At 73.1% G+C, this 21,338-nt stretch carries 14 protein-coding genes and 1 riboswitch; of the genes, 6 read left to right on the top strand and 8 right to left on the bottom strand.

The window, feature by feature from the left end:
* Positions 1-170 precede the first annotated feature (170 nt).
* Both M1E25_RS24955 and M1E25_RS24960 read right to left on the bottom strand, forming a co-directional pair.
* Complete coding sequence (locus M1E25_RS24955) at positions 171-410, bottom strand: DUF6411 family protein (RefSeq protein WP_251419487.1); 240 nt, start codon at positions 408-410, stop codon at positions 171-173.
* A 203-nt stretch (positions 411-613) separates the two neighbouring features.
* A complete protein-coding gene (locus M1E25_RS24960) occupies positions 614-1,969 on the bottom strand; it encodes a hypothetical protein (protein WP_251419489.1) in 1,356 nt (451 codons plus the stop codon).
* A gap of 98 nt (positions 1,970-2,067) precedes the next feature.
* Here M1E25_RS24960 and M1E25_RS24965 point away from each other — a divergent pair, with 98 nt between their 5' ends.
* From M1E25_RS24965 to M1E25_RS24975, 3 genes are all read left to right on the top strand, one after another.
* Positions 2,068-3,243, top strand: a complete 1,176-nt coding sequence (locus M1E25_RS24965; protein WP_251419491.1) for a PP2C family protein-serine/threonine phosphatase — start codon at positions 2,068-2,070, stop codon at positions 3,241-3,243.
* Between the two features lie 224 nt (positions 3,244-3,467).
* Positions 3,468-3,620, top strand: a riboswitch (cyclic di-AMP (ydaO/yuaA leader).
* Between the two features lie 10 nt (positions 3,621-3,630).
* Positions 3,631-4,731 (top strand): M23 family metallopeptidase, encoded by a 1,101-nt coding sequence (locus tag M1E25_RS24970; RefSeq protein WP_251419493.1) that lies wholly within the window; start codon positions 3,631-3,633, stop codon positions 4,729-4,731.
* Positions 4,732-4,874: 143 nt separating this feature from the next.
* Positions 4,875-6,362, top strand: a complete 1,488-nt coding sequence (locus M1E25_RS24975) for an MFS transporter (protein WP_251419494.1) — start codon at positions 4,875-4,877, stop codon at positions 6,360-6,362.
* 35 nt (positions 6,363-6,397) lie between these two features.
* On the opposite strand, the gene M1E25_RS24980 is transcribed toward M1E25_RS24975, so the two are convergent.
* The 4 genes from M1E25_RS24980 to M1E25_RS24995 form a co-directional block, all read right to left on the bottom strand.
* On the bottom strand, positions 6,398-7,843 hold the full coding sequence (locus tag M1E25_RS24980; protein WP_251419496.1) for a PrsW family intramembrane metalloprotease: 1,446 nt from the start codon (positions 7,841-7,843) through the stop codon (positions 6,398-6,400).
* 126 nt (positions 7,844-7,969) lie between these two features.
* The gene (gene trmB, locus M1E25_RS24985; protein ID WP_251419509.1) at positions 7,970-8,791 is read right to left on the bottom strand and encodes a tRNA (guanosine(46)-N7)-methyltransferase TrmB; all 822 of its coding nucleotides are present in this window, start codon (positions 8,789-8,791) and stop codon (positions 7,970-7,972) included.
* 101 nt (positions 8,792-8,892) lie between these two features.
* The gene (gene lhgD / locus M1E25_RS24990; RefSeq protein WP_251419498.1) at positions 8,893-10,110 is read right to left on the bottom strand and encodes an L-2-hydroxyglutarate dehydrogenase; all 1,218 of its coding nucleotides are present in this window, start codon (positions 10,108-10,110) and stop codon (positions 8,893-8,895) included.
* Between the two features lie 181 nt (positions 10,111-10,291).
* Positions 10,292-11,725, bottom strand: coding sequence for an NsdA family TPR-like regulatory protein (locus tag M1E25_RS24995; RefSeq protein WP_251419500.1), 1,434 nt, complete (start codon positions 11,723-11,725; stop codon positions 10,292-10,294).
* A gap of 618 nt (positions 11,726-12,343) precedes the next feature.
* On the opposite strand from M1E25_RS24995, the gene M1E25_RS25000 reads away from it, so the two are divergent.
* Positions 12,344-14,470: an asparagine synthase-related protein gene (locus M1E25_RS25000; RefSeq protein WP_251419502.1), complete on the top strand. Its 2,127-nt coding sequence runs from the start codon at positions 12,344-12,346 to the stop codon at positions 14,468-14,470.
* A 475-nt stretch (positions 14,471-14,945) separates the two neighbouring features.
* On the opposite strand, the gene M1E25_RS25005 is transcribed toward M1E25_RS25000, so the two are convergent.
* Positions 14,946-16,433 carry a sigma factor gene (locus M1E25_RS25005; RefSeq protein WP_251419504.1) on the bottom strand — a complete coding sequence of 496 codons (1,488 nt, stop codon included), beginning with the start codon at positions 16,431-16,433 and terminating at the stop codon, positions 14,946-14,948.
* Positions 16,434-16,727: 294 nt separating this feature from the next.
* Positions 16,728-17,546 (bottom strand): TetR/AcrR family transcriptional regulator, encoded by an 819-nt coding sequence (locus tag M1E25_RS25010; RefSeq protein WP_251419505.1) that lies wholly within the window; start codon positions 17,544-17,546, stop codon positions 16,728-16,730.
* Positions 17,547-17,951: 405 nt separating this feature from the next.
* On the opposite strand from M1E25_RS25010, the gene M1E25_RS25015 reads away from it, so the two are divergent.
* On the top strand, positions 17,952-19,295 hold the full coding sequence (locus M1E25_RS25015) for an NAD(P)/FAD-dependent oxidoreductase (protein ID WP_308290476.1): 1,344 nt from the start codon (positions 17,952-17,954) through the stop codon (positions 19,293-19,295).
* Positions 19,296-19,468: 173 nt separating this feature from the next.
* A complete protein-coding gene (locus M1E25_RS25020; RefSeq protein ID WP_251419507.1) occupies positions 19,469-21,217 on the top strand; it encodes an ATP-binding SpoIIE family protein phosphatase in 1,749 nt (582 codons plus the stop codon).
* Positions 21,218-21,338: the final 121 nt, after the last annotated feature.

The following is a 21,338-nucleotide window of genomic DNA, read 5'->3' on the forward strand; positions in this document are numbered from 1 at the left end:
AGGGAGATCAACTAGGCTCCCATGGCACCGACGCAGACTTTTAATCCATTGGTTGTGGGTTCGAGTCCCACACGGCCTACCGAAGAGGACAGGCCCGGACCGGACGGTCCGGGCCTGACTGCTGTTCAGAAGTCTGTGGCGGCAGCGCAGTCGCTGCCGCGAGGGTCCGGTCAGAAGGGCATCCGCCCTCGGGTGCGACGCCCCGCTGCACCGCTGCGGCCCACCCAGCGCGAGCCGCTGCTGAACGGCTTGCTCAGCAGTCGCCCCAGCGGGCCGGGCGCCTTGCCCGCCACCTGTGATCCGGTTCCCAGCGAGCTCTGGGCACCGCGCTGCGGGCGGTGGGAAAAGCGCGGCACCAGAAAGGCCAGGACGGCCACTATCGCGCAGACAACAATGATTCCGGCAATCACCGCGGCACACTCCTCAAGTCGGATTCCTGCCTCATTCGGTCATCGTGCGTCTGCCCCCTCAGGCCGCTGCGATGCGCACCGCCCGTCCCGGGGGCCCGGCGCAGCGCCGTGAGGGGTCCGCCTACCCCGGAATCCGCTGCGGACCGGCCGGAAGGACGGGACCGTGGGGGCGGGGGAACCGTGGAGGCGGTGCCCCCGGCGGCTCAGAACCCGCCGCCGCCGTCGAATCCGCCGAACCCGCCGCCGTCGAACCCTCCGCCGCCGAAGTCACCGGCGTCGAAGTCGGCCCCGGATGCGTCGCCGCCGTCGTACCCGCCGCCGAAATCGGACCCGGCGTAGGCGGCCGGCGAGCTTATGACGTGGCCGAGCAGGGTTCCGAACATCAGGCCGGGCAGCAGGCCGCCGCCGAAGTACCCGGCAGCCCAGGGGGCGTATGCGGGGCCGGCGTCCCAGTACGGCCTGCGGCCGCCCGGGGTCTCCACCGTGCGGGCCAGGGGTTCCTCGCCCGACTCCAGCCGGGTCGCGTCGGCGCCGCACACGGGCACGCTCCGCTCGGTGCCGCCCTCGGGCGCCCACGTGACGTCCTTCACGGACGGACCGTGGCCGGGGTCGAAGAAGCAGGGCGGCCGGCGCTCAGGCAGCGGCCTGCCGGCGCGCCGGGCCTCGACGGTGGCGAGCGCGAAGCGGCCGTCCTCCAGGGCCCGGGTCACCGGCTGGACGTCCGCGGACCGGCGGGCGGCGGCCATGGAGCTCTTGGCCCGCTCGTACGAGTCCAGGGCGCGGCCGTAGTCCTCGCGCATGGCGTCGTCCGCCTCGGGTGACGCGGGCCGGAATCCGATGCGGTCGAGCTCCTCGCCGAACGTCGTGATGTCCTCGTCGACGACCGGCCGCAGGGTTTCCAGGCGTGCCCGGTCCAGGTCGACACGGCGCTTGCGGCCGCGGGCGTAGAGCAGGAGCAGCGCCGAGGGGAGCAGCACGAGGACGACACCCAGGGTGATCGCTTTGCCGATGCCGCTCGGCCCCGGGTTGTCCGGTACTCCGGACCAGCTCGACGGGGCCTGGCCGTTGGCGTCGGCCGTGGCTCCGTCCACGAAGTCGTTCAGCAGCGCCTTGGTGTCGCCGCCGTTGGCCCGCTCTACCGACCCGGTCAGGTTCGCCACGGCGTTGCGGGACATGACCTGACTGTCGGCGCCGGCGTCGAAACCGTCGCCGAGCTGGACACCGTAGACGCCGGTGATCCCGACCTGGGTGCGCAGGTCCTGCAGCAGAGTGGCGGGCTTGAACTCGGAGGCCTGGGGGAGGACGGCGACGAAGACGGGCTTGTCGGCCTTCTTGATCTTGTCGGCCAGGGCGTCGGCGTCCCGTGGCGGCAGCAGGTCCTGGGCCCGTGGGTCCACGTACACCGGACCCTGCCGCAGGGACTGTGCCGCGTCGGAGAGCCCGTCCGCAGCTCGGGCGCCGGGGGCGGATGCGGCCAGGGCCAGCAGAATTGCGGCGATGACAGCGAGAAGGGGGCCGAGCAGTGCGCGACCCGGTCCTGCGCGACGGCGCCTTTTCATACCTCTAAAGTACTCGAAAGGAGCAAAAGGCGTTTTTCGGGCGGATGGCCGAGGCGCATGACCTGCTCCGGCGGCGGCGCGGCATTCGGGGAGACGACGTGGGGTTGCCAGTCAGGCAGGGGCCGGAAACAGGGGCGCGGTACGCCCTGCTCGGACAGCGCATCGCCCGGTTGCTCCCGGGTGCCCTGATCGTCGGCGGGCTCGTCTTCGAGTTCACGGTCCCCGTGCAGCTCACCGCCGCCCCTTTCTTCTCCGCCGCGCCGATGATCGCCGCCCCCCTGTTCACGTTCCGGGGCACGGTCGTGACCGGGACGGCATCCGTCATCGCGATCCTCGGGCTGCACGCCGAGGACGGCACGTTCATGAAGCTCGAGTCGCTGACTGAGCTGATCACCGTACTGACCGTCGCCGTCCTCGCCCTGTTCATCAACACCGTGGTGCGCCGGCGGGAGCGCAGCCTCGCGTCCGCCCGCGACATAGCGGAGGCCGCCCAGCGCGCGGTTCTGCCGACGCCCCCGGCGCGCACGGGCGGTCTGAGGGTCGCGGCCCGCTACGAGGCGGCCGTCTCCGGGACCCTGGTCGGTGGGGACCTCTATGCCGTGCAGTCGACCCCGTTCGGAGTGCGCATGATCGTCGGAGACGTGCGCGGCAAGGGGCTGGGGGCGGTCGAGGTGGTGGCGGTCCTCGTCGGCGCCTTCCGGGAGGCCGCGGAGGAGGAACCGACGCTGGACGGACTTGCGCGTCGGCTGGAACGGGCGTTGCGCCGCGACACCGGTGCGGTCGACGGGCTCAACCGCTCCGAGGGCTTCACCACGGCGGTCCTTGCGGAGGCCGCGCCGGACCGGGACGTGGTGCGGCTGTACAACCGGGGCCACCCGCCGCCGCTGCTGCTCTCCGCGGACGGCGGGATCCGGGTCGCGGAGCCGGCTGTTGCGGAACTGCCTCTGGGGCTCGGCGAGCTGGGTGCCCCGGGCGGGCGCGTGGACGAGTTCCGTTTTCCTCCCGGGTGCCTGCTCTTCCTCTTCACCGACGGGGTCACGGAGGCCCGCGACGCCGAGGGGGGGTTCTACGATCCGCAGGCGCGGATGCGGGGCCGGAGCTTCCGCGGGCCGCGGGAACTCCTGGACGCCGTGGTCGCGGACGTGGCCCGGCACGCCGGCGGCCCGTTCACGGACGACATGGCGCTGCTCGCCGTCAGCCGCCCCGACGAGGGGCGGCAGGACAAGGGGTCTCCGAAGAGTCTGCACGCCGAGGCCGCCGGTCACCTTACGTGACCACACGAATGCCCATAGTGCAACAACTGGCGAACGATCGGCAGATGGAGGTTTACGACATCCCCTCAACTCGTCTACAACTCGCCCGCTTCTGCGGCGCCTTGTCCGGTTGTGTTCTCGACGAAAACTTCAAGGATCATTCGCATCGGCTTGGAATCCGCCCCATGGGTCTATTAACGTTCGATAACGCAGCGCGGTTTCGCAGCCGCCGCAAGAGGCGGCACCGTGCGCCGTCGCCGAATCCTGAAGGCGCAACACCGGCGTCCAGGGAACCGGGGAACCACCAACTTGGGGTGAATCGGGCCGTTTTCGGCCCGTAGGGGACCTTCCTGCTCCGAACCCGTCAGCTAACCCGGTAGGCGAGAGGAAGGAAAGGAGCGCGCCCGCGTGGCGTCCAACAGGCCTGCCCCCGAGCCCTGGTACGAGCCGACCGGTCTCGGCACCGCATTCGCCTCCCGGTCCGGAACGACAGACGGCCCGGAGCACACCGAGTTCAACTTCTTCGGCGAGTTCGCCGACCGTGAACCCGAAACCACCGCATTCCCCGAATTCGGGGCGGGACCCGAGTCCCACGAAGGCCCCGGCGCCGAGTGGAACCCCACGGAGGAATCCGTCGCCCCCGTGCGGGGGCGCCATCGCGTCGCCAGACAGCGCGGCGGCGTGGCGCGCAGCAGCGCCGTCCTCGGAGTCGGCATGATCGCCGCTGTCGGCGCGGGCGGCATGGCCACCGCGAACGAGCGGCCCCCCGTCACGATCTCCATGCCCGACCTGCCGCAGCAGGTCAAGGACAAGCTCCCGGATCCGGCGTCCCTGCCCGGCCTCACCTCCCTGATGTCCGGACGCACCGAGGCCGCGGCATCCGCCGAGGCGCGCTCCGACGCCGGTGAGACCCTGCGCGCCCGCATCATGCGTCAGGCCGAGCAGCAGCAGAGCGCGGCGGAGAACGCCGACCGCGAGGCCTCGGCCGAAGCCGCCGCCGAGAAGGCCGCGGCCCAGGCCGCCAAGGCCAAGGCCGAGGCGGACGCCGCGAAGAAGAAGGCCGCCGAGGAGGCCGAGCGCAAGGCGGAGGCCGAACGACGGGCCAAGCTGGCAGCCTCGTACAAGCTCCCGGTCTCCTCCTTCACGCTCACCTCGTCCTTCGGTGCGGCCGGCTCGCTGTGGGCCAACGACCACACCGGTCAGGACTTCGCGGCCCCCACCGGCACCCCGGTGAGGGCCGTCCACGGCGGAACCATCACCCAGGCCGGCTGGGCAGGGTCGTACGGCTACCGCATCGTCCTCACGCTCGACGACGGCACCGAGATCTGGTACTGCCACCTGTCGTCCATGGACAGGACCTCGGGCAAGGTGGGCGTCGGCGAGACGATCGGCCGCGTGGGCGCCACCGGCAACGTCACCGGAGCGCATCTGCACCTCGAGGTGCGGCCCGGCGGCGGCAGCCCGATCGACCCGATGAGCTGGCTGCGGAAGTTCGGCCTGAACATCTGACGCACCGGCACCGCACACCGTCGCGCGCAGCGCGGCATGGGCGTTCCCGGCCCGTACCGGACTGATCCGGGCGGGCCGGGGCAACCGCTCGGCTGAGTTGACTGCCGGGGCACGGGCCCCGGACTCGGCACGAGGAGGTTGCGATGAGAGACGCCGACTCCTTGGGCGGGGCCGTGGGGACGGGCCGGGTCACCACCGCCGTTCCGTCCCGGCTCGACCGCCTTCCCTGGTCGCGCTGGCACTGGTCGGTGGTGATCGGGCTCGGCACCGTGTGGATCCTCGACGGACTCGAGGTCACGGTCGTCGGCAACATCGCCGGTCGCCTGTCGGAGAAGGGCAGCGGGCTGCCGATCACCTCCGCGCAGGTCACCGGTCTGGCCGCGGCGCTGTACGTGGCCGGTGCATGTCTGGGGGCCCTGCTCTTCGGGTGGCTCACCGACCGTTACGGACGCAAGAAGCTGTTCCTCATCACGCTGGCGGTCTATCTCGGAGCCACGGCCATGACCGCCCTGTCGTACTCCAGCTGGTGGTTCTTCACCTTCCGCTTCCTCACCGGCCTCGGCATCGGTGGTGAGTACGCGGCCATCAACTCCGCGATCGACGAGCTGATCCCGGCCAAGTACCGCGGCAGGGTCGATCTGATGATCAACGGCAGCTTCTGGCTGGGCGCGGTGGGTGGTGCACTGCTGTCGGTCGTGATGCTCGACACCGACATCTTCGCGGCCGACACGGGCTGGCGGCTGACGTTCGCGCTGGGCGTCGTCCTCGGACTCGTGATTCTCCTGGTGCGCCGCAACGTGCCCGAGAGCCCCCGGTGGCTGTTCATCCACGGACGCGCCGACGAGGCCGAACAGCTGGTGAGTGACATCGAGGCGCGGGTCGCGGCCGAGAAGGGGACGGAACTGCCTTCGGCCGGCCGGGAGATCACCGTCCAGCAGCGCAGGAGCACCGGATTCGTCACCGTCGCCCGCACGGTGTTCGGCACCTACCGGCGGCGCAGCGTGCTCGGACTGGCCCTCTTCATCGGGCAGGCGTTCCTGTACAACGCCATCACCTTCGGCTTCGGCGCGATCCTCACGGCGTTCTACGACGTACCGGCCTCCTCCACGGGCTACTTCTTCGTCGCCATAGCCGTCGGCAACTTCCTCGGCCCGCTTCTGCTCGGCAAGCTCTTCGACACCGTCGGCCGGCGCATCATGATCTCCGGCACCTACGTCACCTCCGGAGTGCTGCTGTTCGGCACGGCCTGGCTGTTCGACAGCGGCATGCTGACCGCCACCACCCTCACCGCATGCTGGGCCGTCGTGCTCTTCTTCGCCTCGGCGGGTGCCAGTTCCGCTTACCTGACGGTCAGTGAGGTCTTCCCGATGGAAACCCGGGCGATGGCCATCGCCTTCTTCTACGCGGTCGGTACGGCGGCGGGCGGTATCAGCGGTCCGCTGCTGTTCGCGGAGTTGACCGGCACGGGCAACGCGGGCGACACCGCGCTCGCGTTCTGCATCGGCGCCGCCCTGATGACGCTGGCCGGGCTGGTTGCAGCGGCCCTGGCCGTGAAGGCGGAACGTCGTTCCCTGGAGGACATCGCCGAACCGCTGTCCTCGGCCCGGGAGGCGGAGCCGGCCACCGGCTGAACCGGTTCGCTTTCCCGCCGGTCCTTCCGGTCCGGCTACGGATTGCGGGGCGGGCGGGCGCCGGGCGGCGGGCCGTACGGGGGCGGCGCGAAAGGATGCTGCCCCGCTGCGCCGTACGGATCTCCGTGGCCGGGCGGGTGCTGGGGAGCGGGACCCGGGTGGCGCCCGGGAGCACTGTGCCACTGCGGCGGCAAGGGAGTTCGCGGCGGTACCCGGACCGGCGCGGTCACCTGGGCGGCATGCGCCAGCGCCGGCCGGGCCACCGCCTTCCGCTGCCACAGGTGGTGCAGCAGCTCCTGCTCGCGGGCGGCGAAGTCGGCGCCCACCGCGCCGCGGTGGGCCCGGCGGCGCAGGAATGCCAGCGCCGTGGCGAGCGACTGGTACTCGGCGACGGCGTGCGCCGCCGCCGGGCCGAGCGAGCGCCGGGCGTAACCCCGCGCGAAGGAACGCGTCCGCATCGACGACAGGGCCTGCGGCTCGACGGGCGTGAGCCATCCGGCCGCGACGTAGGCCGGCAGATGCGTACGGACGGTCTTGAGTTCGTTGTTGCGCGACCAGACCACCAGCCAGATCAGCAGCCCGAACACCGGGACCATGAACAGGCTGTACACGGCGATGAACTGGTAGCCGCCCAGACCGGCCGAGCCGTTCCACAGCCCGTGCACGACCATGGCGGCCAGCAGACCCGTCACCGGCAGGAACACCCGCCTGAGCCGTTGCCTGGACGCGGCGACCGACGCGATGCCGAAGCCGATCCCGGTGAGGGCCGTGAACAGGGGGTGCGCGAACGGTGACATGACGATGCGGACGAAGAACGTCGCCGCCGTCGTCGACGCGAGCCCCGAGTAGCCGAGCAGCTGGTCCTCGCCGAAGGCGTTGCCGAGGTAGAGGATGTTCTCGGTGAAGGCGAACCCGGTCGCGGTGATCCCGGCTATCACCACACCGTCGACGATGCCGTCGAAGTCGCGCCGCCGGAACAGGAACAGCAGCAGCAGCGCGGCTCCCTTGGCGCTCTCCTCGACGACCGGGGCGACGAACGTCGCGGCCCATGCGTCGGCCTGCTTGCGCGAGGTGGCGCCGGCGGCGGAGGCCACCCAGTCCGCGGCGAAGCCGTTGGCGAGGACGGCGACGAGGGTCGCCGCGCAGGCGCCCCAGGCGAAGGCGAAGGCCAGATTCCGCCAGGGCTCCGGCTCCACCCGGTCGAGCCAGCGGAACGCCGCCACCAGCAGCGGCACCGGTAGGACGGCCAGGCCCAGACCGACGACGAACCCTTCGGTGCCTGTCTGCTCGCGGACCAGCGCGAGGATCACGAGACCGCAGAGGGCGAGCAGGATGACCAGCGCGCCGGCGCGGACCATCCGGTTGTCCCAGCGTGCCCGTCGGGGGCGGTAGCGCCATTGCGCGGGCGCCGGTACGGCGTCGAAACGCGGCTGAGCCTCGAACGCGGGGACCGGGGGCTGCTGCGGTTGCGGCTGGTGCATCACCCGACCATAACCAGCAGGCCCGGACCGGGACCACGGTGGCCGGTGACGGCTGTCCCGGGGCGGGCCGTCGCGGTCCGGCAACCGCGAGGTGGCGGATGTCGCCGCAGTACCGGGAGAGTGGGGTCAGATCCGGCGGAACAGCAGGTCGCGCACGGTGTGGCCCTTGGCGAGACCTGCCGCCTCGAACTTCGTCAAGGGCCGTCCGCCGGGCCCCGTCGTCGCGGGCCTCGGGGCGTAGCCGCCGTCGGTCCGGACGTTCTCCAGCGAGGGCTCGGCCGTCAGCACCTCGAGCATCTGCTCGGCGTACGGCTCCCAGTCGGTGGCACAGTGCACGATCGCGCCCGGCTTCAGACGGGACACCGCGAGTTCGACGAACTCGGGCTGGATCAGCCGCCGCTTCTGGTGCCGCTTCTTCGGCCACGGGTCCGGGAAGTAGACCCGGAGTCCGGCCAGCGTGCCGGGCTCGATCATCTCGCGGAGAAGGATGATCGCGTCGCCGTTCGCCACCCGGACGTTGGTGAGACCCTCCCGCTCGGCGAGGGCCAGCAGATTGCCCTGGCCCGGGGTGTGGACGTCCGCGGCGAGGATGCCGGTGCCGGGGTCGGCCGCGGCCATCTGCGCCGTGGTCTCGCCCATGCCGAAGCCGATCTCCAGCACGACGGGCAGTCCGCCGAAGAGCTCGTCGAGGTCCAGCCGGTACAGGCCGTCGATGTCCAGGCCCCAGGTCGGCCAGAGCCTGCGCAGGGCGTCGCCCTGCCCGGGGGTGACCCGGCCGCGGCGGGGACGGAAGCTGCGGATCCGGCGCTCGTGGTGCGAGCCCGCCGGATCGGCGGCGGGGCCGCCCGGGAACACCATCCCGCCGCCACGCGAAGCCCCGGGGGCATCCGCCGCCGTGGCGCCGGCCCCGGGAACGGTGGGCTCCTGGGCACGGCCGGAGTCGGGCATGGCGTCCGCGCTCCGGGCGGAGCCGTCGGCGGGGAGGGTGTTCGCATCAGACACAGTGCTACCGATTCTACGGTCCGGCCGCGCGGGCGGAACGGGCCACCTCAGACGGCGACGGTGTCCAGTGCCGCCAGCGCCCGGCGGGCGATCTCCCGGCCGATCGGCAGCGAGGCGGTCGCCGCCGGGGAGGGCGCGTTCAGGACGTGGACCGTGCGCGGGGACTCGGCGAAGAGGAAGTCGTCGACGAGGGAGCCGTCCCGCAGCACCGCCTGGGCCCGGACGCCCGCCGGGGCGGGCACCAGATCGTCGGTGGTCACCTCGGGCAGCAGACGGCGGACGGCCTGGGTGAAGGCGTGCTTGGACAGCGAACGGTGCACCTCCCCGGTCCCGTACCGCCAGTGGCGGAGCGCCATGCGCCACACCCCCGGGAAGGCGAGCGTGCCGGCCAGCTCCCGGGGCCGCACCGTGCGCCGGTGGTAGCCCTCGCGGGCGGTCGCCGGCACTGCGTTCGGACCGATGTGGACGGTTCCCTCGACTCCGCGGGTCAGGTGCACGCCGAGGAAGGGAAAGGCCGGGTCCGGGACCGGGTAGACCAGCCCGCGCACCAGCCCGGCCCGCTCCGGCCGAAGCTCGTAGTACTCGCCCCGGAACGGCACGATCCGCATGCCCGGCTCGTGGCCCGCCAGCCGAGCGATCTCGTCGCTGTGCAGCCCGGCGCAGTTGACCAGGGCACGGGTCCGCAGCACCGCGCCGTCCATGGTGAGCACGCCGACCGTCGAGCCGCGGCGGCTGATCGACCGGACCCGCGCCCCGAACCGGATCTCCGCGCCCGCCTCCCGGGCCAGGTCGGCGAACCGCTCGGTCACCGCACCGAAGTCGCAGACGCCCGTGGTGCCGACGTGGATCGCCGCCAGCCCGCGCACCGCGGGCTCCCGCTCGCAGATCTGCGAGGGCCCGAGCTCGCGCACCGGGATCCCGTTCTCCCGGCCGCGCTGCACCAGGGCGTGCAGCCGGGGCAGTTCGTCGTGCTCGGTGGCGACGATCAGCTTGCCCGTCACCTCGTGCGGCAGACCCTGCTCCGCGCAGAACTGCACCATCTCCGCGGCGCCCTGGACCGCGTAACGCGCCTTGAGAGAGCCCGGACGGTAGTAGATCCCGCTGTGGATCACCCCGCTGTTGCGCCCCGTCTGGTGGCGCGCGAGCCCGGTCTCCTTCTCCAGGACGAGTACCCGCGTGCCCGGCGAGCTCCGCGTGATCGCGTACGCCGTCGAGAGGCCGACGATCCCGCCCCCGATCACCAGCACGTCGCAGTCGTACGTCACCGCTTCACCTCCCGGACCGGCGCCGGCCGTCGTCCGTCCGGCAGCCCCGATGATGCCTTGGCCCACTGACAACGCGCCGAAACCCCAACGGCACCGCGGAACAGGGAACAGAGGGCACAGCGGTCCGCGTCGCCGCTCCCACCCTGGCACGCGGCGTCCGGCGTCCGGCGCACGGGTGTCCTCACACGGGCGCGGTCAGCAGCGGCTTCGCCCGCTCCCGCAGCTCGGCGACGCGCGGCTCGTCGCCGTACGGCTCCAGGCGGTTCAACAGGTCGCGCACGTACTCGGTGGTTCTGGCGGACGAGATCCGCCCAGCCACCTCGAGCGCCCGGGCGCCCTGCGCGCACGCCGCGTCCAGGTTCCCGGACTCGAGCTCGGCGACGGCCGACACCACCAGACGCAGGCCGTGCGACCGCACGTACTCCTCCGTCGGCCGGGACAGGGCCTGCTCCGTGAAGCGCCGCACCTGGCGCGGGGCCCGCAGATCCCGATAGCACTCGGCCGCGTCCGCGGCGAACCGGTCGTAGGAATAGAACCCCAGCCAGGCCGGATCGGCGTCACCCTCCCGGGAACGCTCCAGCCAGGACTCCGACGACCGCAGCGCGGCCCCGGCAGCCTGCGCGTCGCCCGCCTTCGCGTGGGCACGCGCCTCCACCAGCCGGAAGAAGCTCATCGTGCGGGCCGTCGCGAGGCCGCGGTTGCGCTCCAGGGCCGCCTGCGCCAGATCCACGCCCTCGTCGGCGAATCCGCGGTAGATCGCCTGGAGGCCCATCGACGCCAGGACGTAACCGCCCAGCGGGACGTCGGCGGCCGCGCGGGCCAGCCGCAGGGCCTGGATGTAGTACCGCTGGGCGGCTTCCTGCTGGCCGGTGTCGAAGGACATCCAGCCGGCCAGCCGGGTCAGCTCGGCGGTCGCCCCGAACAGTGCGCGTCCCACCGCGTCGCCGTAGGAGCCCAGCAGCAGGGGCGCGGCGTCGACCCGTAAGCACTCCGGGACCATGGACGAACGCCAGTCGCCGCCCCCGTACTTCGAGTCCCAGCGGCGGGCGTCCTCGGCGGCCTCCCGCAGCTTCGCCACGTCGCTGTGGCCCACGCGCTGGGCGGGGAGGTCGCCCGCAGCCGCTGTCTCCGCCTCGGGGGTGTCGCGGCCGGCGGAGGGGTCGGCCGGGGTTATCAGCCAGCGGGACGCAGGGGTGGTGTAGGCGCTCACTGCGAACGATCCCGCGAGGCTCTGCCAGATGCCGCCGCCCGCCCGGCGGCCGGCGAGATCGAGCCGGTACAACTCGGTCGCCGACCGTACCGCCGCACCCACGTCACGCGGGAAGGCGAGGCCCACCTCGGGCGCCGGGTCGGCGTCCGCCAGCCCGATCTCGTGCAGCGGCACGGGCCGGCCGAGCTTGCTGCCGATCGCGGCGGCGATCAGATGGGGCGCCGAGCCCTGCGGGACCATGCCCTTCGACACCCACCGGGCGACCGACGTCTTGTCGTAACGCAGCGTCAGCCCGCGCTGCGCGCCGAGATCGTTGACCCGCCGGGCGAGTCCGGCGTTGCTGATTCCCGCGAGGGCGAGAACAGTGCCGAGCTTCTCGTTCGGCCCGCGTGGCTCCCTGGACATGCGCACCCCTCGACAGCGACCGCCACCCCGGCATAGGCACGAGGCATCGTCAACCCAGCGTAGTTCTCTGCATCCCTACCGTTAAGGGGCGATGGTCCGGATGGCGAGATTGTGGTCCGGGCCGATGCACGCGATCCGCTGTGCCCCGTACCCGTGTGGCCGTGCGCCCGGGTGTGCGCTCTGCCCGCCGCCCCACGGCGGGCGGTTCCATTGCCGGGCGTGGGTCGGCCCGGCCGCGGGGGATTGTGCCGGGCTGCGACGCCCGCCGCTCCCTTCCCCGCGAGCGGTGGGCCGGCCCGGGAGGCTCCATCGGTCTCCCGGGCCCAGAGCGATCGCGGACGGTGTTCCGGTGCGGCCGATTTGGCCGAATGGCACCGCCCGCCGCGGGGCCCCACATCATGCCCGCAGTCCGCGGAAACGGGTCTGCCGCCGCCCCGCCGTGGCAGCATGGGTCCCCGAACGGGGACGGTTCCGCCACGGCACCCCTGAGCGGCCGAACACCAAGGCGCCGGGGCCGGTCGCGGACCCCGGCCGGGTGCTGCCGGGCCGGGAGCCGGATCCGGCAGTCGGCTGTGCATGATGACGGCCACTTCTTGGCGGTCGGGGCGTGGAGGGGCGATGCGGTGGTTGGTCGGCTGGAGCAGTGCCGCCGCCGGTTCCCGGGCCGCGGGCAGGGCGCGTTCCGGGCAGCGCAACGTGCACCCGGTGGGCGCGCGGCTGCTGTGGGCGGACCCGGATCCGTTGTGGATCGTCGGGGACTGGCGGCCCGACGAGGTGCGCATCCTCCAGCCCGATCCGGACACCCGGCTCGCCGTTCTCGGCCGCTGCGGTGCCGATGACGAGCAACTGCGCGCGGGCCTGTTCACGGCCCGGGGAGGCGCTCTGCGCCATCTGACCGCCTGGCCGGGCAGTTACACGACCGTGGTCCGGATCGGCCGGCGCATCACCGTGACCGGGGACCTGGCGGGTGCCCGGCCGGTCTTCCACACGCCCTGGAACGGCGGGACGGCCTACGCCACCTCCGCGCTCCCGCTGGCCGACCTGGTCGAGTCCCAGCTCGACGTGTCCCATCTCGCCGCGCTTCTCGCCTGCCCCGACGCGCCGGAGGCGCTCGGGGACGACACCCCGTACGCCGGGGTGCGCCGGGTGCCGCCGGGCCACGCGCTGATCCTGCGGGACGGCACCCGGGAGATCCAGGGGTACGAGCCGACGGCCTCGCTTGTCGTCGCGGCGCCGCAGGCGGACGCGGCGCGGGCGGTCGACGGGGTGCGGGACGCCTTGGTGGAGGCGGTACGGACCCGGCTCGCCGCACCGCGGCACGCGCCCGAGGCCGAACCGCAGGACCCCGGACCGGTGCCGGGCCTGGGACCGGCCGACCGGCGCGCCCGCACTGCACGGGGGCCGTCCTTCGGTGTGGGTGCCGATCTGTCGGGAGGCAGCGCGTCCTCGACGATCGCGCTGCTCGCTGCCGGCCTGCCCGGAGTTCCGGGCACACCGCTCGGGCACGGCACCAGCGCGGGGGAGCGGCTGCTGGCCGTCACCTTCAACGACCTTGCGGCCGACGGCGGTCCGGCCGGCGCTGCGGAGCTGGAGCGGGCGCGCAGCCTGGCCGAGAACCCGCGGCTGCACCACGTCGTGGTGGCGGCCGGCGAGGAGGCACTGCCGTACGCGGGTCTGGACAGCGGCCCGCTCACCGACGAGCCCGGGCCGTCGCTCGTCCTCGCCGAGCGCCACCGGCTGCGGCTGGCCTCGGGCAGCACCGACCACTTGCTCGGACTCGGCGCCCGGCAGGTCCTGGACGCGCATCCGGCCCGGCTTGCAGACCTGTTGATGGACCGGCAGCGGCGCCGGCTGCTGAAGCCGGTGGCTGCCCTGGCACGGGCGGACGGGCCCAGCGGCCACTCGCTGTCCGTGCCGTTCACCGTGTACCGCGCGGCGCGGCGGCTCGCCCGCACTTCCTACCGCGAGGGCGTGCAGGACGTCGCCGGCCGGCTGCTGGAGCGCCGGTTCGACGACTGGGCCACGGACCCGGGCGGGGCTGCAGCGGCTTCCCGCAACGGAGCGGTGGGTGCGTCCCTGGCCGCGCTCGCCTGGTGCCGGCCCGGTCCCGCCGCCCGCTGGCTGACCGGGGAGGCGCTGGCCGAAGTATCGGTTCGCCTCCAGTCGGCGGCGGAAGGACGGGGCCCGGGGGACCGCCCGGGGCAGTGGCGGGCCCGCGCCGCACTCACCCGGTACGCGGCCGATCACCGGGTGCTCGAACAGGCCGCCGAAGTGCGGGGGCAGCGGCTGCACGCGCCCTTCCTCGACAATCAGGTGGTCCGGGCCTGCCGGGCACTGCCCGAAGCACTGCGGGTGCAGCCGGGAGCGCGGGCCTCGATTCTGCGGGCGGTGCTGGCGGGAGCGGGCATCCGGGACCTGCCCGAGGGGTGGGGAGCGCAGTCCCAGGCCACCCAGGTGGCGGCCGTACGGGCCGGGTTGCGCGCCTCGGCCGACGACCTGACGGATCTGTTCGAGGCCCCGCTGCTCGCCGACGCCGGACTGGTCGAGGCCCGTGTGGTCCGCGAGGCGCTCACCGCATCGGCCCGGGGTGAGGTGCTGCCGCTCGACGGCCTGGCCGAACTCGTGGCGACGGAACTGTGGCTGCGTCGGCTGCTGGCCCGGAGGGGCTCGTGTTGGACGGGTTCTTCCGCGGCCTCCCCCCGACGGGCTGTCGCGGGTGGCGTCGTGCCCCGGCCGGCGCTCTGACGGTGCCCCCGGGTGGGCGTGCGGGGGCCCGGCGCCGTGGCCGGGGGGCGTCGTGTCGGGCCCGCCTCCTCTGCGCGGCCGGCCTCCGCAGGGCGGCGGGCCAACTCCCAGCGGCAGGGGCAGGTTCACCGAGCGGGGCGCCACGCGTGCGGCAACCTGACGCCCGACCGCGGCATGCAGGTGCCGCGCAGTGTCGTTGCGCGTCCGGTACGCGTACGGCGCTTCGTCCGGTGCGGGGTCGCACGCTTCACCAACACGTGCGGGCGCCGTGTGGTTCACGCGGAAGGCGGCGCAGCCCGTACCGGACGCGAGGCCGCACCGGCCCACTCGGCGCGTCATCCTCCTGGCGCGGTGTCTGCGGCGGGGTTGCGCGGAGCAGGCTGCCACGCCCCATGCTCGCCGTCGCGCCGAAGCCGTCCGGGACGGTCGGCGGCGTTCAGCACGGAGAGCCTGACCGCGCCTGCGCGGCCGATGCTCAGTCGCAGACGAGGTCCGGCTCGGACCCCTCGCCACCGCGGGTCCCCGTGCCCTTCGCGTCCGGACCGAGGGTGACCCCCAGCGTGCTCGACTCGCCCAAAGGCATCTGAAGGTCGACCTCGAGACCGTCGCAGGGCCGTGGCACCTCATTCGGTCCCGAAGGGGGTGCGGGCGGGCGTGCACCCGTGTCCGGAGCCTTTCCGGCCGGAAGGAGGGGCGTCGTTCTCCCCGCTGATCCTCCGGTTCCGTCCGGGACCCCGGACGCGGGGCCCTCGGGGCTCCCAGGGGCCGCGTACGGCGGGCCGGGGGACGCCGGCGCGGTTTCCGGTCGTCTGCCGTTCCGCTGGTCGCCGGGCGGCGTCCGGTCGTGCGGTGGTTGCGTGGGCAGGGCGGACACGGGCGGTCCCGCCTGACGCCGCTCCGGAACACCGTCCGCAGCCGTCATCACGAAGACGCCGGCAGTGGCGATCGCGGCCACCGCAGTCGCGACGGCGGCTCGTACCGCGATGCCCGGCCTGCCCGCGCTGTGCCCGCCCCGAGTGGGCCCGGCGATCCCGGAATCGGTGCCGTGGGCGGCGGCCGGAGCGTCCGATTCGGCCGCGGCCGAGGCTGCCCCTGTGGCTGCCCCCACCGTGTCGAGTGTGTAGTCGGAGGCGAACCAGCCGATGACGGCGACGGGAAGCAGCGTCCGCAGCCGCGCGTTGACCTGCTGCACCTCGAGCGCCACCGGCCGGCAGCGTGCGCAGGCGGCGAGGTGCTGCCGGAGCCCGCGCTCGGCACGCATCCGCAATCCGCCGCGGACGTAGGTGCCCATCCGGTCGGAGAACCGAGCGCAGTCACCCCCGACCGCCCGCGAGGCACTGATGTGGGCCTGGAGATAGGCCTGCCGCAGTCCCTCGCGAGCCCGGCGGGCGAGCGCAGCGGCGGCATCGGCGGTGAGCCCGAGATGCACAGCCGCCCTTGCCGGCGGCTCGTTCTCGACCGTCGTGTGCCACAGAACCGTCTGCCAGCGTTCCGGAAGACGGCGGAACGCCTTGACGACCAGGGTCCGTTCGGCTTCGTGCAGGGCCCGCACCTCGGGCCCGGGCTCCACGGTGTCACCCCCGGGGCCACCGGTCTGCGCCATCCGGCCGGCGAACGCCGCGAAGTCATCCACCAACCACGCGCGTCCCGATGTCGTGGCCCAGGATGCCGCGACCCGACGCACGGTGCTCAGCAGATGGGCGCGCACCGCCGTATCGGGGCCGGCACCCCGGCGCAGCGCCTGGAGCGTCCGGGCGAAGACCTCACCGGTCAGGTCGTCGGCCGCGTGCCCGTCCCGGCAGCAACTCCGGGCATAGCGGCGCACCGACATGACGTGCCGGCGGCAGAGCTCCGCGTAGGCATGTTCGTCGCCGCGGCGGGTGCGTGCGATCAGAGCACTGTCGGACGGTGGAAGCCGCCGTTCCCCGGAACCCGCACCCGGACCGGACCCGGCTCCGGCCACGGCTGGGCCGCCGGGAGTGCGCCGCTGCCGTGGCAGGCCCCGTCCTCCGGCGGCCGCCGCTCCCTCGGAGCGCCGTCCCCGGCCCTTGCGCGGTCGGGATACGCCCCGCCCGTCTGCCCCCATCGCCCGACTCCTGTACCGCCGCTACTGAGACGGCGTCAGGCTCGCACAGGTCGCCCTCGGATCACCGGGTCATGGACGCCGACCACCCGTCCGGGGTGAATGGCACGCCTGAACGAGCCGTTCATGTCCCGGGAGCGGGTGGCGCCGGCGGTGGTCCGAGGGCGGCGCGGCTCAGTTGCGGGTCCGCGAGCGCAGGCCGTCCAGCAGGATGTCCAGGAGCCGGGCCGAGGCCGCCTCCTGCCGGCCCGCGTCGGGCAGCGAGGGGGCCGGCGTCGCCATCACAAGGAGGATGTCGGAGACGGTCACATCCGTCCGCAGCTCGCCCGCTGCCCGGGCCCGGTCCACCAACTGACCGACCACGTCGAGCAGGGACTCCACCCCGGGACGGGCCGGCGGCGGACCTTCCTGTGGCGCCTCGTTCCCGAACCCCGCTTCCCCGCCGCCGAGCTCCGATGCGGCCCGGACCCGGCGCTGCTGCGGCACCCGCGCTGACTCGTCCTCCGGGGACAGCAAGGATTCCGGGGCTGCTCCGACCCGCAGCAACTGCGGTGGCAGCAACCGGCCGGAGCCCGAGGCGACGGCGGTTTTCAAGAACCGCGACAGCGCCGCCCACGGTTCGTCCTCCTGCTTGAGCGCGACCCGCGCCTGCTCGGTGAGCCGGGCGGTCTCCTCGTCGGCTATCCGTCCGACCAGAATCTCCTTGCTGTGGAATCTCCGGTAGACCGTGCCGACCCCGACCCGTGCGCGGCGGGCCACGTCCTCCATGGGAGCGCCGTACCCCGACTCACCGAACACCTCGCGGGCGGCGCGCACGACGTGCTCGAGGTTCCGCTGCGCGTCCACGCGCAGCGGAGCCGGGCGTACCGGCTCGGTGCGGCTCTCCTTCGACGCAACCCCGCCGAAGGGCGCCGCGATCACGACGGAGTCACCTGCGGTGTGCGAGCTGCCGGCAGAAGCGGCCGACGGCAGGTGAGAGTCCTGAATATGCATGTTTCCCCCGGTGATGACGTCTCCCCCCGGAGACTGCCCCGTTTCGGTCAGTCGGGGAGCGGTCCGGCATCCCGACGACTCATGAAGATAGTTGAGTGCAGGTCAAGAAAGAAGGGGGCATTGCGTACAGACCGCCCCTCCGGCGACGGTGCGTCCACCGCCGGTACCCGAGCGCGAGCTCCGGAGCCCCGGCACCCCCTCGTGACCTGCGGAGCTCCGCACGCCGGGCCCGTCCCTGCGGACCCGCCGCGGAAGCCTTCCGGTATGACGAACGGCCGAGCCTGTGGACAAACCCCGCTCGCGGGTGCCTCATGGGAGAGTGCTGAACATCTCCGCGGGCATGCGGCTCCCGGAGAACCCCGGCCGTGTTCCGAGGGGCCGGGCGACAACGCGAGGAGACCCTCAGTGACGGAACCGGCGCGCATTCTCGTGGTCGGCGGTGGCTACGTGGGCATGTACACGGCGCTGCGACTCCAGCGGCTGCTCGCCCGGGGCGAGGCCGAGGTCGTCGTGGTCGCCCCCGAGCCCTACATGACCTACCAGCCGTTCCTCCCGGAGGCTGCGGCCGGCTCCATCTCCCCCCGTCACGTCGTCGTCCCGCTGCGCCGGGTCCTCGACGACTGCCAGGTCGTCATCGGCGAGGTCCGCTCCATCGACCACGCGAAGCGCACCGCGACCGTCGCCACCCTCGCCACCGAGGAGGAGGGCTCCGAGCCGGTCGACATGGTCTACGACCACCTCGTCCTCGCACCCGGCTCCGTCTCCCGGACCCTGCCCGTTCCGGGCCTGGCCGAGCACGGCATCGGCTTCAAGACCGTCGAGGAGGCCATCGGGCTGCGCAACCACGTGCTCGAGCAACTGGACATCGCGTCGTCGACCCGCGACCCCGCGATCCGTGACGCAGCCCTGACCTTCGTCTTCGTGGGCGGCGGGTACGCGGGGGTGGAGGCTCTGGCCGAACTGGAGGACATGGCCCGTTACGCCTCCCGCTACTACCACAACGTCAGTTCCGCCGACATGAAGTGGATTCTCGTCGAGGCGACCGGCAGGATCCTTCCCGAAGTCGGCGAGGAGATGGGCACGTACGCGGTCCGCGAGCTGCGCGGCCGCAACATCGACGTCCGCCTCGACACCCGGCTGGAGTCGGTCGAGAACCGGGTTGCCGTCCTCAGCGGCGGTTCGCGTTTCCCCACCCGCACCCTCGTCTGGACCGCCGGGGTCAAGCCCCATCCGGTCCTGGCCTCCACCGATCTGCCCCGCGACGAGCGCGGGCGGCTGAAGTGCACCGCTGCGCTGTGCATCGACGGCGCCGAGAACGCCTGGGCCGCCGGTGACGCCGCCGCGGTCCCGGACATCACGGCTGCCGAGCCCGGCAAGGAGTGTGCGCCCAACGCCCAGCACGCGGTGCGCCAGGCCAAGCTGCTCGCCCGGAACATCGTCGCGAGCCTGCGTGACGAGCCGGTGCAGGACTACCGGCACGCGTACGTGGGATCCGTGGCCTCCCTCGGTCTGCACAAGGGCGTCGCGCACGTGTACGGACGGAAGTTGAAGGGCTACCCTGCCTGGTTCATGCACCGTGCGTACCACCTCAGCAGAATCCCCACCTTCAACCGCAAGGCACGGGTTCTCGCCGAGTGGACGTTGTCCGGACTCTTCAAACGCGAGATCGTCTCGCTCGGCTCGCTGGAGCACCCCAGGGCTGAGTTCGAGCTCGCGGCCGGAACCGGCCGCCACAACGAGACGAGCTGACCGGTCACCGGGTCCGGCGAGCAGCGCGCGGTGTCCCGTGCGACGTCCGCAGGCCCGTTCGGCACACTGAACGTGTGACCATGGGTGAATCCGCGAATGCACAGTGTGATCCACCGGCCGGGCCGCGTCCGGCCGGATCCGTCGACCCGAAGCGACCTCGCGAGGCGAACTCAGTGAATTTCACGCGCTGGAGCTCCCGGCTCCCCGGCTCACAGCGACGTGCGGCGGGCCGCGCCGCCCGCTCAGGGCTGTCCGCGCCGCCGGTGAAGGGCGGGGTCCCGGGGCCGGCCGGGGCGGTGCCCTCCGCCCGCGTGGGTACGCCCCGGGTGGAGGCGCCGGACAGGGGACCCGGGAGGGCCACGGTCGACGGGCTGGCCGTCCGGGACGTCCTGTGCCAACTGCCCGGCCCTGTCGCCGTCGTTTACGGCCCCGAGCACCGCGTCTGCTACCTCAACGACGCCTATACCGCCGTCTTCGGTCCGCGGAAGCCCGGGGGGATCGCGCGCGACACCCTCCCGGAACTCGGGGAACTCGGGCTGCTGTCGCTGCTCGACCAGGTCCGGCGCAGCGGCAGGCCGCGCACCGTCAAGTCCCGCCGTGTCGCGCTGACCTGCACGCCTGACGGCGGCGACGTCCGCCACGGCCACTTCACCTTCACGTGCACGCCCATCGCCGTTGCCCCGGCTGCCCCCGAAGAGAACGCTCCGGCCGGAGGCCCCCAGCAGGGGGTTCTCGTCTTCGCCACGGACGTGACGGACCAGGTCGAGGTCGCCGAACGGCTGCGGGCCAGCGAACGGCGTCAGCGTGAGGCTGCCGTCACGCTGCAGCGCAGCCTGTTGCCGCAGGAGCTGGAGCAACCGGACGATCTGCGTGTCGCTGCGACGTACCTCCCGGGCGGCACGGAGGCCGCCGTCGGCGGCGACTGGTACGACGTGATCACTCTCGGAGCGGGGCGGACCGCGCTGGTCATCGGTGACGTGATGGGCCGCGGCGTCCGTGCCGCCGCCGTGATGGGCCAGCTGCGCACCGCGGTGCGGGCCTACGCCCGCCTCGACCTCCCCCCGCACGAGGTGCTCCAGCTCCTGGACGGTCTCGCTGCCGAGATCGACGCCAGCCAGATCGCCACCTGCGTCTATGCCGTGCACGATCCGAACGAGGGGCGGGTCGACTACGCCTCCGCCGGCCACCTTCCGATCCTCGTCCGGGATCCGGACGGCACGGTCAGCCGGGCCGAGGAGCCGACCGGCCCCCCGCTGGGCACCGGGGGGTGGCTCTACGCCTCGGGGTCGCTGGCGCTGGTTCCCGGGTCGGCCGCGGTCCTCTACACGGACGGCCTCGTCGAGCGGCGCGGCGAGGACATCGACGAAGGTGTCGCCGCGCTGGAACGGGCGCTGGCCGGCGCGACAGGTGCGCCACAGGTCGTCTGTGACCGGCTGCTGCGGGCGCTGGGGGTCACCGCCGAGCACGACGACGACGTGGCTGTGCTGGTCCTGCAGCACCCCGCTCGCACCGGACAGGATGCGGAGCTCTACCACAACGCGGCCCTGGATCTGCTCGGTGGAGTGGAGGCCGCGCCGCGCGCCCGGGCCTTCGCCACCGGCGTCCTTGCGAGCTGGCGGTTCCCCACGGAACTCTGCGATCTCGGAGTCCTTGCGGTGAGCGAACTGGTCGCCAACTCGCTTCAGCACGGCGTGCCGCCGATGAGACTGCGTCTGCGCCGGACGAACCGCCGGCTGATCATCGAGGTCACGGACGGGGACGAACATCTTCCGCGCCGGTGCTCGGCGGCCTCTGCCGACGAGGCGGGGCGCGGCATCTCCATTGTCGCCACCATTGCCTCGACCTGGGGAGCGCGCCGGACACCTGGGGGCGGCAAGGCTGTCTGGTGCGAATTCGCCCTGCCCGGCGCGCAGGGGAGCTGACCGCTCCGACTGTCAGTCGGAGCGGCCTGTGGCGGTCCAGAGCCCTGACCGACGCTGCCCGACGCGAGTTGACACCTGTGGGGGCAGTCCGTAGTGTCCTCCGGGTTGCCACGGAGCCGGT

Origin of the sequence: Streptomyces meridianus (genome assembly GCF_023703325.1) — a bacterium.
GTDB classification, from domain to species: domain Bacteria; phylum Actinomycetota; class Actinomycetes; order Streptomycetales; family Streptomycetaceae; genus Streptomyces; species Streptomyces meridianus.

Excerpts from the sequence above, each read along its gene's own strand:
- M1E25_RS24960 (WP_251419489.1), bottom strand. The coding sequence starts at position 1,969 with ATGAAAAGGCGCCGTCGCGCAGGACCGGGTCGCGCACTGCTCGGCCCC.
- trmB (WP_251419509.1), bottom strand. The coding sequence starts at position 8,791 with ATGCCCGACTCCGGCCGTGCCCAGGAGCCCACCGTTCCCGGGGCCGGC.
- M1E25_RS24995 (WP_251419500.1), bottom strand. The coding sequence starts at position 11,725 with ATGTCCAGGGAGCCACGCGGGCCGAACGAGAAGCTCGGCACTGTTCTC.
- M1E25_RS24980 (WP_251419496.1), bottom strand. The coding sequence starts at position 7,843 with ATGCACCAGCCGCAACCGCAGCAGCCCCCGGTCCCCGCGTTCGAGGCT.
- M1E25_RS25000 (WP_251419502.1), top strand. The coding sequence starts at position 12,344 with ATGCGGTGGTTGGTCGGCTGGAGCAGTGCCGCCGCCGGTTCCCGGGCC.
- M1E25_RS25010 (WP_251419505.1), bottom strand. The coding sequence starts at position 17,546 with ATGCATATTCAGGACTCTCACCTGCCGTCGGCCGCTTCTGCCGGCAGC.
- M1E25_RS24975 (WP_251419494.1), top strand. The coding sequence starts at position 4,875 with ATGAGAGACGCCGACTCCTTGGGCGGGGCCGTGGGGACGGGCCGGGTC.